At 60.7% G+C, this 13,586-nt stretch carries 10 protein-coding genes; 5 read left to right on the forward strand and 5 right to left on the reverse strand.

What is annotated here, in order from left to right; all coding sequences use genetic code 11:
• Positions 1-88 precede the first annotated feature (88 nt).
• Entirely contained in the window at positions 89-1,480 is a 1,392-nt protein-coding gene (gene mltF / locus BM254_RS02425) for a membrane-bound lytic murein transglycosylase MltF (protein ID WP_217647725.1), read from the forward strand.
• Here mltF and BM254_RS02430 read toward each other — a convergent pair whose 3' ends face one another.
• From BM254_RS02430 to BM254_RS02440, 3 genes are all read right to left on the reverse strand, one after another.
• Entirely contained in the window at positions 1,481-3,007 is a 1,527-nt protein-coding gene (locus BM254_RS02430; protein ID WP_091998198.1) for a flavin-containing monooxygenase, read from the reverse strand.
• 136 nt (positions 3,008-3,143) lie between these two features.
• Positions 3,144-3,434 carry an encapsulin-associated ferritin-like protein gene (locus tag BM254_RS02435; protein WP_091998201.1) on the reverse strand — a complete coding sequence of 97 codons (291 nt, stop codon included), beginning with the start codon at positions 3,432-3,434 and terminating at the stop codon, positions 3,144-3,146.
• Between the two features lie 104 nt (positions 3,435-3,538).
• Positions 3,539-4,087 (reverse strand): YgjV family protein, encoded by a 549-nt coding sequence (locus tag BM254_RS02440; protein ID WP_091998203.1) that lies wholly within the window; start codon positions 4,085-4,087, stop codon positions 3,539-3,541.
• 144 nt (positions 4,088-4,231) lie between these two features.
• On the opposite strand from BM254_RS02440, the gene BM254_RS02445 reads away from it, so the two are divergent.
• Both BM254_RS02445 and BM254_RS02450 read left to right on the forward strand, forming a co-directional pair.
• The gene (locus BM254_RS02445; RefSeq protein ID WP_091998205.1) at positions 4,232-5,263 is read left to right on the forward strand and encodes a histone deacetylase family protein; all 1,032 of its coding nucleotides are present in this window, start codon (positions 4,232-4,234) and stop codon (positions 5,261-5,263) included.
• A 97-nt stretch (positions 5,264-5,360) separates the two neighbouring features.
• The gene (locus BM254_RS02450; protein WP_091998207.1) at positions 5,361-6,029 is read left to right on the forward strand and encodes a transglutaminase-like domain-containing protein; all 669 of its coding nucleotides are present in this window, start codon (positions 5,361-5,363) and stop codon (positions 6,027-6,029) included.
• Positions 6,030-6,087: 58 nt separating this feature from the next.
• Here BM254_RS02450 and ahpF read toward each other — a convergent pair whose 3' ends face one another.
• On the reverse strand, positions 6,088-7,656 hold the full coding sequence (gene ahpF / locus BM254_RS02455; RefSeq protein WP_091998209.1) for an alkyl hydroperoxide reductase subunit F: 1,569 nt from the start codon (positions 7,654-7,656) through the stop codon (positions 6,088-6,090).
• 183 nt (positions 7,657-7,839) lie between these two features.
• Complete coding sequence (locus tag BM254_RS02460; protein ID WP_091998211.1) at positions 7,840-9,741, reverse strand: ATP-binding protein; 1,902 nt, start codon at positions 9,739-9,741, stop codon at positions 7,840-7,842.
• 142 nt (positions 9,742-9,883) lie between these two features.
• Here BM254_RS02460 and BM254_RS02465 point away from each other — a divergent pair, with 142 nt between their 5' ends.
• Together BM254_RS02465 and BM254_RS02470 are read left to right on the forward strand one after the other, a co-directional pair.
• A complete protein-coding gene (locus BM254_RS02465; protein ID WP_091998213.1) occupies positions 9,884-10,615 on the forward strand; it encodes a DUF3581 domain-containing protein in 732 nt (243 codons plus the stop codon).
• Between the two features lie 75 nt (positions 10,616-10,690).
• Positions 10,691-13,540 carry a cation-translocating P-type ATPase gene (locus tag BM254_RS02470; protein ID WP_091998215.1) on the forward strand — a complete coding sequence of 950 codons (2,850 nt, stop codon included), beginning with the start codon at positions 10,691-10,693 and terminating at the stop codon, positions 13,538-13,540.
• Positions 13,541-13,586: the final 46 nt, after the last annotated feature.

The raw sequence follows: 13,586 nt of genomic DNA on the forward strand, positions 1-13,586 counted from the left end.
TCCGGAAGTCTGGGAGTATGTCTCTGATAAGTACGTAATAATGCTTATACAGTCACCAGGCCACGGAGTTGTGATGATGTCAGGTCGGATGTACAGAAGAAGTCTTCTGATCGTACCTATCCTGCTGGCAGGCTGCGGCGAAGCCGAAGTCGGGAGCGAAACCGGACTCGAAAACGAAACCGAAAACCAGCAGGTCATCAGCGAGGAACTCGCACCCCCCTCTGAAAGCGGAATCCTCAAGGTTGCCACCCGGAACGGTTCCACCACCTATTATCTGGACCGCCACGAGAATCCGATCGGGCCCGAGCATGCATTGATCAGTGATTACGCCACATCCCGCGGCTGGCAGGTGGAGTGGACCATGCTCGATTCCACCAGCGACGTGCTGGATGCGCTCGCCGCTGGTAACACTCACCTGGCCGCGGCCGGCCTGACCCACCTGCCGTCACGGGATGATCAGTTCACCCGCGGACCGGCCCATACGGAAATTACCGAACAGCTGGTGTGCCATCGGGATGCCCGCCCCCTGCCCCGGAAACCGGATGCCATTCCCGGTACCGGGATCGTGATCACTGCCGGGTCCAGCTATGCCGAGACCCTGCGCCGGCTGAACGAACAATACCCGGGCATCGAATTCACCGAAGATGCCGAACGCACCACTGAAATCCTGCTGTCTGAGGTGGCGGAGCGGGACATCGAGTGTACTGTCGCTGATTCCAACATCGTGCAGGTGATGCGTCGCCACTTCCCGCACCTGGAAGTCGCCATGCCCCTCACCGAAGGTCGCAATCTGGGCTGGTACCTGCCGGCCGGAGCCGACGAGCTGGCCTCGGATGCCCGGGAGTGGATGAACAGCAAGGAGGGTGACGAGGCCATCGGCGAAATGGAGCACCGTTACTACGCCTACATCGGCGAGTTCGACTTTGTTGACTTGCGGGCGCTGAACCGCCGCATCGACGAACGGTTGCCGAAATTCATCGACAAGTTCGAGGAAGCGGAAGCCAAAACCGGTATGCCCGCAGACCTGCTGGCCGCCCTCGCCTACCAGGAGTCCCACTGGGACCCCACCGCAAAATCGCCGACCGGGGTAAGGGGCATCATGATGCTGACCCAGCGCACTGCCGAATCCCTGGGCGTGACCAACCGCCTCGACCCCGTAGCGGCCATCGACGGTGGGGCCCGCTACCTGGCCGACAGGCATCGCCGCCTGCCGGAAACCATCCCTGAGCCGGACCGGACATTCCTGGCTCTGGCCAGCTACAACATCGGGCGCGGCCACCTGCTGGATGCCCGCCAGCTGGCCCGGGAGCTGGGCAAGAATCCGGACTCCTGGGAGGACATGGTTCAGGTACTACCCCTGAAAGCCGACAAGCGCTATTACCCCAGCACCCGCTATGGCTACGCCCGGGGCTATGAGCCCGTGCACTATGTCCAGCGGATCCGGAACTACCGAGACGTAATTCGCACAGCGTTCGACTGATCAGGAGCCGAACAGCGCCGAGCGCAAGGGTCGCAGGAAGCCCCGGGCCTGGCGCTCGCCGGCGCGAGAGCGTTGGCCATCGAATTCCAGGTAGCCATCCTCGATCGGATCAAACCGCAGGATCTTCACATCCTCCAGATAGTTCTGGGAAGACTTCCAGGGGCCCTGGGTACCCTGACGTGGCAGACGATCCGCGGCGCGCTTGATGTAACCCGAATTCAGGGAACCCAGGATGGTGTCCTCGCCCCGACTGTTCTCGTTATCGCGGGCCATAACAGTGCGGTAACCGCGCTTGTCCATGAGGTTGATCAGCCGGCACAGGTACTCGGCGGCGATATCCACCTTCAGGGTCCAGGAAATGTTGGTGTAGCCGAAAATCATGGCGGCGTTGGGCACGCCCTCGACCATCACGTTCTTGTAGATCACCTTGTCCTTGAGCACCACTTCCCGGCCATCCACGCTCGGCTTGATGCCGCCGAGCATCTGGATGTCCAGTCCGGTGGCCGGAATGATGATGTCCGCGTCCAGCTCCTCACCGGATTTGAGCCGGATACCGGTCTCCGTAAACCGCTCGATGTGGTCAGTGGCAATGGAAGCCTTGCCGGCCTTCAGTGCCTTGAACAGATCGCCATCCTTGACCACACAAAGGCGCTGGTCCCACGGATTGTAGTCCGGCGTGAAGTGACGCATATCCGCCTCGCCATCCAGCTGCCGCTTGATCACCGACAGAAACAGCCGGCGCATGGCTTTCGGGCTCTTGCGGGAGCGCTGGTACAGCAGGCGCGAGATGGAAATATTGCGGGCGCGGGTCAGCCGGTACGCCGCCTTCTCCGGCAGTACCTTCTGAAGAGCCAGCGTCACCTTGTCTGTTGAGGGCAACGGCATCAGGTAGGTGGGCGAGCGCTGCAGCATGGTCACGTGCGCCGCCTTTTCTGCCATGGTCGGTACCAGGGTTATGGCAGTGGCGCCACTGCCGATCACCACCACCTTTTTGCCGGTGTAGTCCAGGTCCTCTGGCCAGTGCTGGGGATGCACGATCTGACCTTTGAAATCACTCTCGCCGGGAAAGTCCGGCTTATAGCCCTGGTCATAGTTGTAGTAACCGGTACAGCCCACCAGGAAACTGGCGGTGTAGTGTTCGGTTTCGCCAGTGGCCTCGTTCTGGGCGGTCAGTTTCCAGCACTTGTCCACACCCGACCAATCCGCTGTTTTCACCGCCAGGCCGTAGCGGATATGCAGTTCGACATCATTCTCCCGGGCAGTCTCACGCACGTAATTCTTGATCGAGGCGCCATCCGCCAGCACCTTGCCACCGGTCCAGGGGCGGAAGTTGTAGCCGAAGGTGAACATGTCGGAATCGGAACGGATGCCGGGATAGCGGAACAGGTCCCAGGTGCCCCCAAGGGACTGGCGGCGCTCCAGAATGGCAAACGACTTGCCCGGGCACTCGCGCTTCAGGTGGCACGCCATGCCAATGCCGGAAACGCCGGCGCCGATGATCAGGATGTCAAAATGGTGATGGCTCATGGGTGCGGCCTCGCAAACAGATGAACTCATTCCGGGCCCTTGCTGTGAGACAGCAGGCCCGGGTCATGATTCAACGGTAACGAGTTCCGCTCCGGCAAAAATTGGCCCATGTCGCACAACAGGCCTGTTGAAAGAGTCAGTCGTGGTGCCCGATCGGGCCATCCGTGAACAGGAATTCCCGCAGATACTTGTCCATGGTGGGATCTTTCCGGCGGATCCATTCCAGCACCATGGCTGCGTGTTCCTTTTCCTCATCCCGGTTGTGCTCGAGAATCGCCTTCAGCTGGGAATCCTTGCAGGAGGAAGCACGCTGGTTGTACCAGTCGACGGCCTCGAACTCCTCCATCAGAGAACTGATTGCCCTATGCATGTCCCGGGTATCGTCGGACAGCTCTTCGACGGGTTCATGGTAGCTTTCATTGGCCATAATCTGTTCCTTTTATCGACTGTATTCAGTGAGTTTGCGTAGCAAAGCCTCTCTGACAATAGTCCAGAATTCACCGGGAGAAAAGGTGGGAAGCTCTCTCAGGATCAGTCGCCGGGACGGAAATCCGGGTACTTTTTCTGCAGCCGGTAGAGCCGGATGATGGTGATGATGTTGGTGACCAACACCATGGCTTCAGCGAGCGTACCGCCCACCGAGCCGATCACGATGTTGTTGAGCATCCAGGCCAGCGCAGCCAGGCCCAGAACAATTCTGAGCGCGATACCCCGGAGCATGAACATGCCCACGGTACCGAGCACCGCGGCCGTGAGCGGGAAGACGTCAGTCAGAGATTTCCAGGTTACCCAGGCGACCACCAGATTCACCGCCAGCATCACCGCCATGATCTGCCAGTTGCCCTGGTATTTGCGGGCGAGCGTGATGCGGACAATCACCAGCACCGTCAGTGCCGACGCTGTCCAGCTCTCGAAGAAAGCAAACATCAGGGCGAAGGCGACGTTGGCGGAGATCAGCAGCACCATCAGCCGGTCGTCGTTCTTGTTGGCGAAGCCGGCAATGCAGAATGCCAGGGCGATGAGGCCACATAGCTGCCCGAGTCCTTCGGCCAGGGACATATCCGCAATCAGATCAGTCATGGTTCTCCGCTAATTCAAAAGTCCTCATATCGGTAATCCCCTCTCCCTGAAAAGGGCACCAGCCTGCCACAATTGCCGCATTTGAGCCACGATCTCCCGTGTGCCAGAGTGATCCGATTCGTTCAGCGAGGAATATCCGCCGCCATGAAAACCGTGTTCTCCCCCCTGCACAGCCGTCGCCATGTCAAAACCGAACTGGACGGCGGTCTGCTGATCGAGCCCCACGAGAAGCCTTCCCGGGCCGAAACCATCCTGGCGCGGGTTAAGGACCAGTCGCTCGGGGAGATCCTGGAGCCGGAAGAGTTCGGGCTTGAGCCGGTCAAGCGGGTGCACACGGTCGATTATGTCAGTTTTCTGGAAACCTGCTGGGACGAGTGGGTGGCGGCCGGCAAACGCGGCGAGGCCATCCCCACCTTCTGGGTTGGCCGGGGCATGCGCGCCCGGCTGCCGAAGGATATCGACGGTCGCCTGGGCTATTACAGCCTCGGCGCCGATACCTCGATCTCCGATGGCACCTGGGAAGCGGCCCGGGCCTCTGCCAATGTCGCTCTCACCGCCCTGAAACTGGTGGCCGGTGGTGAACGAGCCGCCTTTGCCCTGTGCCGGCCACCGGGTCATCACGCCCATGCCGATGTGTTCGGAGGCTACTGCTTCTTCAACAATGCCGCCATTGTCGCCCAGGCCTTCCGGGACCAGGGCTACGACAAAGTGGCGGTGCTCGATGTGGACTTCCATCATGGCAACGGCACCCAGGCGATTTTCTATGATCGCAGCGACGTCCTCACCATCAGCCTGCATGGCGACCCGGACCTGGTCTTCCCGCACTTCCTCGGCTTCGAGGATGAAACCGGAGAGGGTGAAGGGGAAGGCTATAATCTCAATATCGTGTACCCGCCGAACACGCCTTATAGCGTCTGGAGCCAGGGTCTGGAGAAGGCCTGCGAGCGTATCCAGGCATTCGGACCGGATGCCCTGGTGGTTGCGCTGGGGGTGGATACCTTCGAGGAGGACCCGATTTCCTTCTTCAAGCTCACCTCCGGCGATTACCTGAAGCTCGGCAAACGCCTGGAGCAGCTGGGGCTGCCCACGGTATTCACCATGGAAGGCGGTTATGACGTGGACGCCATCGGCGTGAATGCGGTCAATGTCATGCAGGGCTTTGAAGGCAAGGAATGAGCAAAGCGGGCAATGGCTTTGGCGGAAATGGCCATTGCCCGTAGGTTGCTAATCAGGGAGGATCGGACTTTGATGCCCGAAACCTGGATGAGTCCCTATGGAACGCTACCTTCAGCCCACCGCCTTCTTCGATTACGACAAGCCCGAACTCAAGGCCTGGATCGCCCGGCAGCTTGAAGGTGTTTCCGACGACCCGGTGGAGCAGATCAAGGTGCTCTACCTCGCGGTCCGGGACAGCATCAACTACAACCCCTACGTGTTCTGCACCGATCCCAGGACCCTGTCCGCCAGCTATGCCCTGACCAGCGGCGAGACCTACTGTATCCCCAAGGCCGTCCTCCTCGGCGCCGCCGCCCGGGCCATCGGCATCCCCAGCCAGCTGGGCCTGGCCGATGTGCGTAACCACCTCTCCAGCCCCAAACTGATCGAATGGCTGCGCTCCGATATTTTCCGGATGCACGGTTTTATCGAGCTGTACCTGAATGGCCGGTGGGTAAAGGCGACCCCGGCGTTCAACAAGCAGCTTTGCGAGCTGATGAAGGTGGAGCCGCTGGAGTTTGATGGTGTGCATGACTCGGTGTTCCAGGAGTTCACCGAGGATGGCCAGGCGCACATGGAGTACATCAACGACCACGGGGTGTTTGACGATGTGCCGCACCGGTTCATTGTGGATGGGGTGCGGGCGGCGTATGGGCATCTGTTTCCGGAGGATGGGGAGAGTTTGGGGGTTGAGGGGAGTCTGGAGAAGGATATTTCCGGGCGGTAGTTGGGGTGAAGGAGGGGTCAGAAGAAAGCTTTCATCAGACCCCATTTTTAAGCCAATCTCAGTCCTCGACAGAATTCCGGATCAGGAAGTCAAAGGCACTCAGCGCCGCCTTGGATCCCTCACCCATGGAAATCACGATCTGCTTGTAGGGCACCGTGGTGGCATCGCCGGCCGCGAAGACGCCCGGGATGGAGGTCTCGTTGCGGTCGTTGACGATGACCTCGCCGTGCTGGCTCAGCTCAATGTCACCCTTCAGCCACTCGGTGTTCGGAACAAGGCCGATCTGGACGAACACGCCTTCAAGTTCCACGTGGTGTTCTTCACCGGTGTTGCGATCGGTGTAGTTCAGGCCGCTGACCTTGCCATTTTCACCCACGATCTCGGTGGTCTGGGCGGAGGTCACGATCTTCACATTGGCCAGACTGCGCAGCTTCTTCTGCAGCACGTCATCGGCACGCATCTCGGCGCCGAACTCGATCAAGGTCACGTGGCCGACGATACCCGCCAGGTCGATGGCCGCTTCCACGCCGGAGTTACCACCGCCGATGACCGCCACGCGCTTGCCCTTGAACAGCGGGCCGTCACAGTGCGGGCAGTAGGCCACACCCTTGTTGCGGTACTCTTCCTCACCCGGCACGCCCAGCTGGCGCCAGCGGGCACCGGTGGACAGCACCACGGTACGGGATTTCAGGGTCGCGCCGTTGGCCAGCCGCACCTCATGCAGGCCACCGGTCTTGGCGGCCGGGATCAGTTTCTCGGCGCGCTGCATGTTCATGATGTCCACGTCGTATTCCTTGACGTGCTGCTCCATGGCGGAGACCAGCTTTGGACCCTCGGTGTACGGCACGGAAATCAGGTTCTCGATGCCCATGGTGTCAGCCACCTGGCCACCGAAACGCTCCGCTGCGATGGCGGTAGAGATACCCTTACGAGCGGCATAGATCGCGGCAGCAGAACCTGCCGGGCCACCACCGATGACCAGCACCTCGAACGAATCCTTCTGGTTGAGCTTCTCGGCTTCCTTCTCGGCGGAACTGGTGTCCAGCCGTGCCACGATCTCTTCCAGGGTCATACGGCCCTGGCCCCAGGACTCGCCGTTCATGAACACACTGGGCACAGCCATCACTTCACGCTGTTCCACTTCGTCCTGGAACAGTGCACCGTCAATGGAGGTGTGCTTGATGTTCGGGTTCAGAACAGCCATCAGGTTGAGGGCCTGAACCACGTCCGGGCAGTTCTGGCAGGACAGGGAGAAGTAGGTTTCAAACTCGAAACTCCCTTCCAGGTCTTTGATCTGCTCGATCAGCTCCCGGGATTCCTTGGACGGATGACCACCCACCTGCAGCAGGGCCAGCACCAGGGAGGTGAACTCGTGGCCCATGGGAATGCCGGCAAACCGGACACCAATGTCAGTACCCACCCGGTTGATCGCAAAAGACGGGCGCCGCACGTCCGGGGATTCCTCGGTACGCAGGCTGATCTTGGAGGACATCGGCTCGATGTCTTCCAGCAGCTCTTTCAGCTCCTGGGACTTCTTGCTGTCGTCATAGGCCGCCACCAGCTCGATCGGCTGCTGCAGTTTTTCCATGTAGGCCTGGAGCTGTTGCTTGATATTGGCATCCAACATGTAGGTTTTTCCCCTTAATATGTCGTAAAGCTAAGTGTCTGAATTAAAAATGGATCAGTAATTGAAGTTGCGGGTAAGATAAGGATTCGAAGCCTAAGCCTCAAATTAATTGCCCCAAATTGTTTGATAGGGCAGCCCTATAAAGCGGAATGCAGTAATAGCCTGCCACTCCCTGGCAGGCTGTCAGGCGTTGATGAAAGAACGGTGAATGTCGCTGCCGTAGCGCCGGATGATGTCCATCTTGGCGGCATGGAATGCGGCCACGCTTTCGGGCTCCTTTGACCGTGCCAGCTGGTGGCGGGCCAGTTCGTCGGAGATCACGTCCATGAACAGTTCCGCCAGCAGCAGACGTGCGGAATCCCGGAAACGGCCGCGGCCGTCCACGTACAGCTGCACGGTCGGCGCCTCGGTATTGATCAGGATCTTGCGTTCCTTCGGGCTGTATACCGCCCGCTCCAGTTCGTTGTGGAGGGCGCGGAAATCATAGCCGATGAACATCGCCTCGCCGTGGTCACGGGATGCGGCCCGGTGATTGTGCCTGGGATGATGCTTGGGCCGATGGTGCCGGTGATGGGCGCCGTGGTCCGCGATCACCACCTCACACCAGGCCCAGTAATGCTGGCTGCGAACGGTAATCTCGCCCCGGTCTCCGACGGAATCACCGGTGATGGTCCATTCAATCCGATGGCGGTCGGTTAACTGGGACACCGGCACCTCCGTCGGTTTGGTATCCAGCTGAACCGAATCCGGAAAGCGGTAGCTGATGTGCAACACATCGTCCGGGGCAAAACTGGCCGGATTCACCAGCAAGGAGACATGAAACGGGTGACCGGCCTGCCGGTAATAGAACGGGGTGGTGAAACGCAGTGCAGGCTCTTCAGGCCCCGGCTCCGATTCCGCCTCAGTATCACCCGCCGGCGGCAAGGAGATGCGCAGATCCTGGATTGCAGCCCGGTTCATGCGCTCCAGCAGATGTTCGATCATGTGGTCGGTTCTGCCCGACGCGGTGGCATGCTCCAGATGGCGCAGATGCTCCCGCTCCTCCTGCACCGCCGGCCGGAGATACTTGCTGACGGCCCGCCCGAACGCTGCCACAAAGGGGTCTTTGAGGTTGAGCCCCTCCCGCTCATCGCTGATGATGGCCAGCCCCTGGCCAAGCTTCTCGGTCAGAGCGGGACAATTCACCTCGCCGAACAGGTATTCCGTACCTACCTGGTTCTCGAATTCGAACAACTGGCAATCGAGCACCGCGTTACCGGACAGCACCAGCAGTCCATTGGTGCGCTCGTCACCATGCAGGGTCAACTCGGCATTGAGTGCCCGCTTCAGGGTCAGGGTAAACGGGTAGCTCACCTGTTCGTAGACAAAACTGCACGGCTGTTGTGGCCCCAGCAGCACCCTGGATTCCGGTTCCAGGTAGTGAACCGGCCCCATCCGCTCCACTTCCTTGCCGGCCTGGCGGTGCACCAGCTCCACCCGCCGACGCCCGAGAATCTCCCTCAGGTAGATGTTATGGGAGATCGAGTGCAACACCGAACGGTACTGGGAAATGTGAACCAGGGGATTGTCGATCACGATGGCCACCCGGGTGCCATTAGCATCGGTGCCGAGGCGCTCATAATCGGTATCCTTTGCCTCACGATCACCTTCGCCGTCGTCGTAGAGATAGCCTCCGTCTTCGCCACGGAACAGGTCGATTCGGGTATAGCGGCCGTTGTGCAGCGTCTCCAGCCAGCCATAACCAAGACCGTAGATAGCCTGTTTGAGGCCACGGCCAAAGAAGCCACGACCGGTTCCCTCACCCTTCGCCAGCGGGCTGTGGGCACCACCGTAGGTCAGGCTGGCCAGCGCCTGTTGCCAGGTCATGCCCTCGGCCTGGTCGGCAACCACCAGCATGGCGCCGTTCTGGTGGCGCTCGTACTGGATGGTAACGCCTCCGGTGACCTCAACGCCGGCACGCTCCAGTCGGGAGTAACTGTCATCGCTGTTGGTGATCAACTCCACCAGCGCCTTTTCCACCGACGCAAACCGCCGGGAATCGATATCGATCACCCGCTGGTCAACCGGAATTGCCGTAATGCCCATAAGCCATCCCCCGTGAATTTTCTTGCCTCTTCTCCACAGTAGGACAAATAGCGCATTTTGCTATTGATGCGGCTCAACTATCATAGGAGGACGAGAAGTTAATCTTCCCATTGTCAGCCCCGCGACCCGTAAAAGGCGAACCATGTTTTTAAAACGTTTCCACTCTGTCCAGGACGGACGTGTCACCATTTCCGCGCTTCAGGCCAGCCAGTTCGCCAAGGAAGTGGCCGGGGACTTCAACCCGATTCATGATCCCGATGCCCGCCGCTTCTGCGTACCGGGGGATCTCTTGTTTGCCGTGGTTCTGTCCCGCTTCGGGCTCTCCCAGAACATGACATTCCGGTTCCGCAGCCTGGTCGGTGATGGTGTCGAGCTCCTGTTCCGGGAAAACGGCGACGACAGCATCGAAGTCTGTGACGACAATGGCAAGGTCTACCTTGAGGTCACCCGCAGCGGCGAGCTTACCCGGGATGAGCAGTTCATCGAGGATTTCACCCGCTGTTACGTGGCGGCCTCGGGCAAGAACTTTCCGCACACCCTGAAGCCGCTGATGGAATCCAACGGTGTCATGTTCAATCCGGATCGCCCCATGGTGATGTACGAGAGCATGAGCCTGTCCCTGGACACGGTGGATGCCTCCTCCCCGGAACTGGAGCTGAGCAACGCTGACCTGGAAGCCGCCGGTAAACGGGGCAACGTGACGCTGGAATATCTGTTGAAGGCCGATGGCAAGCCGGTGGGCGATGTGACCAAACGACTGGTGCTGAGTGGATTACGGCCCTACTGTCCGGAAGCGATGGCGGAAGTGATCGAGGAATTCTACCGGCTCAAGGCCCGCGGCGCCGATTACGGCAGCGAGATCGCCAGCTCCTGACGCCAATCATCCTACTATACCGTCCTGCGTCTACACTGATGCTTGTGAACCTGATCGGCACAAGGACGCATCCTCATGGCGGGAGAACGAGTACCGGGAGAACCGATGGCGGCCTATCGCCTGTCTCCCGGCGCGGTCATCGAGGCTCTGGGCAGTAACGAACATCGCGGCCTGAGCGAGGACGAAGCCAGGGCCCGGCTGGAACGGGACGGGCCGAACCAGCTGCGCACCAGGAAACCGATCCCCGGCTGGCGCAAACTGCTGGCACAATTTACCGATCCCCTCGTCATTCTGTTGCTGTTAGCCGCTGCGGTCTCCCTTGCCTTGTGGCTGTTCGAGCGCGAGTCTGATCTGCCCTACGAAGCCATTGCGATCCTCGCCATTGTCATTCTCAATGCGGCAATGGGATTTATCCAGCAGGCGCGGGCCGAACAGTCGGTGGCGGCCCTCCGTCAGATGTCCGCCGCCCGGGCCCGGGTGATTCGCGGTGGCGAGCAACGCAGTATTCCCGCCCGTGATGTGGTCGTTGGTGACATCCTGATGATGGAGGAAGGTGACACCATCCCCGCCGACGGCCGGCTGATTCAGTCAGTGGCCCTGCAAACCTCCGAAGCCTCTTTGACCGGTGAGAGCCTGCCCGAGACCAAGGAACCGGAAACCATCATTGGTGAGGCTGCCATTGGCGACCGCCAGAACATGGTGTTCAGCGGCACTACCGTAACCTATGGCCGGGGCAAGGCGGTGGTCACCGCCACTGGCATGCAGAGCCAGATGGGCCAGATTGCCGGCATGCTCGAGGCGGCACTTCCGGAAACCACGCCACTGCAGCAGGACCTCGCCCGGCTTGGACGTCTCCTCGGACTGGTGGTGCTCGCGATCGCCGCGGTGATGATTGTAACCATCATTCTGGTGGAGCATGTCTCCGGCTTTTCCGCGGTGTTCGACGTGCTTATCCTCGGTGTCGCCCTGGCCGTTGCCGCCGTGCCCGAAGGTTTGCCCGCCGTGGTTACTGCCGTTCTGGCCCTCGGGGTTCAGCGTATGGCCCGCCGCAACGCCATCGTTCGTCATCTGGCTGCCGTGGAAACCCTGGGGTCAGCCAACGTTATCGCCTCGGACAAGACCGGCACCCTCACCCGCAACGAGATGACGGTGCGGGCCGTGGTGACCGCCAGTGGCCGGGTCATTCTCGGCGGTACCGGTTACGCGCCTGAAGGCCAGGTGACTGCATGGCGTGATGGGGCCGAAGCAACCGGCGACCTTTCCGACGACTTGAGGCTGGAACTGGAACGGGCCCTGACCGTTGGTGACCGGGCCACTAACGCCGTGCTCCAGCAGGAAGATGGTCAATGGACCATCCAGGGCGACCCCACCGAAGGCGCCCTGATCGTTGCTGCCCGCAAGGTGGGATTGACCGATGAAACCCTGGACTCCCGCTACCGCCGTGTCGGCGAGGTTCCGTTCTCATCGGAACGCAAACTGATGTCTACCCTCCATACCGACAGCCAGCAACGGGAACACATCCAGGTTTTCACCAAGGGCGCCCCGGATGTTCTGCTGGGTCGTTGCAACCGCGAGCGGGTCGGTGATACCACTCGCCCCCTGACACCCGAGCGCCGGAAAGAGCTCCTCGCCACCAACGAACAACTGGCCGGTGAAGCCCTGCGCACGCTCGGAGTCGCAGCCCGAATGCTGCCGGCCGATGACTTTGAGCCGGAAGATGTCGGCGACCATGTGGAACAGGACCTGATCTTTGTCGGCCTGATCGGAATGATCGACCCGCCCCGGCAGGAAGCCAGAGAGGCGGTAACCCAGGCCCTGGCCGCCGGTATCCGGCCGGTGATGATTACCGGCGACCATCCGGTGACCGCGGCAGTCATCGGGGCCGAGCTGGGTATCTGTCGTGACGGCCGCGCCGTTACCGGTGCCGAGATCGACCGGATGCCAGACGACCTGCTGTACAGGACGGCACGGGAGGTTTCCGTCTATGCCCGGGTAAACCCCGAGCACAAACTCAGGATCGTCAAGGCATTGCAGAGAGACGGCGCCATCGTGGCCATGACCGGCGACGGAGTGAACGATGCCCCGGCCCTGCGTACCGCCGATATCGGGGTAGCCATGGGCATCACCGGCACCGATGTCTCCCGCAAGGCATCGGACATCATTCTGGCGGACGACAACTTCGCCTCGATTGTCGCGGCGGTGGAGGAAGGCCGGGCTATTTTCGCCAACATCCGCAAGTTTCTCCGGTACCTGCTGTCGTCCAACATGGGCGAGGTGCTTACCATGTTCTTCGGAGTGCTTCTGGCGGACATCATTGGCCTGGGCATGACCAGCGACGGCCTCGCCCTGCCCCTTCTGGCCACTCAGATCCTGTGGATCAACATGGTCAGTGATGGCGCTCCGGCACTGGCGCTGGGGCTCGATCCCGGCGATGAGGAAGCAATGAAACGGCCGCCCAGGCCGCGAAAGGAAGGGGTGATCACCCGGCAGATGTGGGCCGGTATCGTGATGGTGGGTGCCATCACCGCAGCCGGCACCCTGTTCGTTCTCGACGCCTCCCTGCCAGCCGGGCTGATCGAGGGCACAGGGGACCTGGCCTACGGCCAGACCATGGCCTTCACCACCCTGGTACTGTTCTCGATGTTTACCGTATTCACTTCCCGCTCGGATGAATCCAGCGCCTTCAAGGGTCTGTTCTCCAACCCCTGGCTCTGGGGCTCCATCGCCCTGGCGCTGGCGCTGCAAATGGCAGTGGTCTACCTGCCATTTCTGCAGCAGGCGTTCTCCACGGTCAGCCTGGCTCCGGGAGACTGGCTGTTCTGCGCCACAGTTGCCAGCTCGGTACTCTGGCTGCGCGAGTTAAGCAAGTTGCTGATGCCCAAACGCAAAGAACCCCGGATAAACCGGGGTTCTTCGGGAATCTGAGGTCCGCACGGCAGACCTCGCATCCGTTCAGTTTCACCGCTAGGGG

This window comes from Marinobacter pelagius (assembly GCF_900114925.1).
Lineage (GTDB): Bacteria > Pseudomonadota > Gammaproteobacteria > Pseudomonadales > Oleiphilaceae > Marinobacter > Marinobacter pelagius.

What these genes read in the sequence shown, in the direction of transcription:
- mltF (WP_217647725.1), top strand. Translation starts at nt 89, where the DNA reads ATGTACAGAAGAAGTCTTCTGATCGTACCTATCCTGCTGGCAGGCTGC.
- BM254_RS02430 (WP_091998198.1), bottom strand. Translation starts at nt 3,007, where the DNA reads ATGAGCCATCACCATTTTGACATCCTGATCATCGGCGCCGGCGTTTCC.
- BM254_RS02435 (WP_091998201.1), bottom strand. Translation starts at nt 3,434, where the DNA reads ATGGCCAATGAAAGCTACCATGAACCCGTCGAAGAGCTGTCCGACGAT.
- BM254_RS02440 (WP_091998203.1), bottom strand. Translation starts at nt 4,087, where the DNA reads ATGACTGATCTGATTGCGGATATGTCCCTGGCCGAAGGACTCGGGCAG.
- BM254_RS02445 (WP_091998205.1), top strand. Translation starts at nt 4,232, where the DNA reads ATGAAAACCGTGTTCTCCCCCCTGCACAGCCGTCGCCATGTCAAAACC.
- BM254_RS02450 (WP_091998207.1), top strand. Translation starts at nt 5,361, where the DNA reads ATGGAACGCTACCTTCAGCCCACCGCCTTCTTCGATTACGACAAGCCC.
- ahpF (WP_091998209.1), bottom strand. Translation starts at nt 7,656, where the DNA reads ATGTTGGATGCCAATATCAAGCAACAGCTCCAGGCCTACATGGAAAAA.
- BM254_RS02460 (WP_091998211.1), bottom strand. Translation starts at nt 9,741, where the DNA reads ATGGGCATTACGGCAATTCCGGTTGACCAGCGGGTGATCGATATCGAT.
- BM254_RS02465 (WP_091998213.1), top strand. Translation starts at nt 9,884, where the DNA reads ATGTTTTTAAAACGTTTCCACTCTGTCCAGGACGGACGTGTCACCATT.
- BM254_RS02470 (WP_091998215.1), top strand. Translation starts at nt 10,691, where the DNA reads ATGGCGGGAGAACGAGTACCGGGAGAACCGATGGCGGCCTATCGCCTG.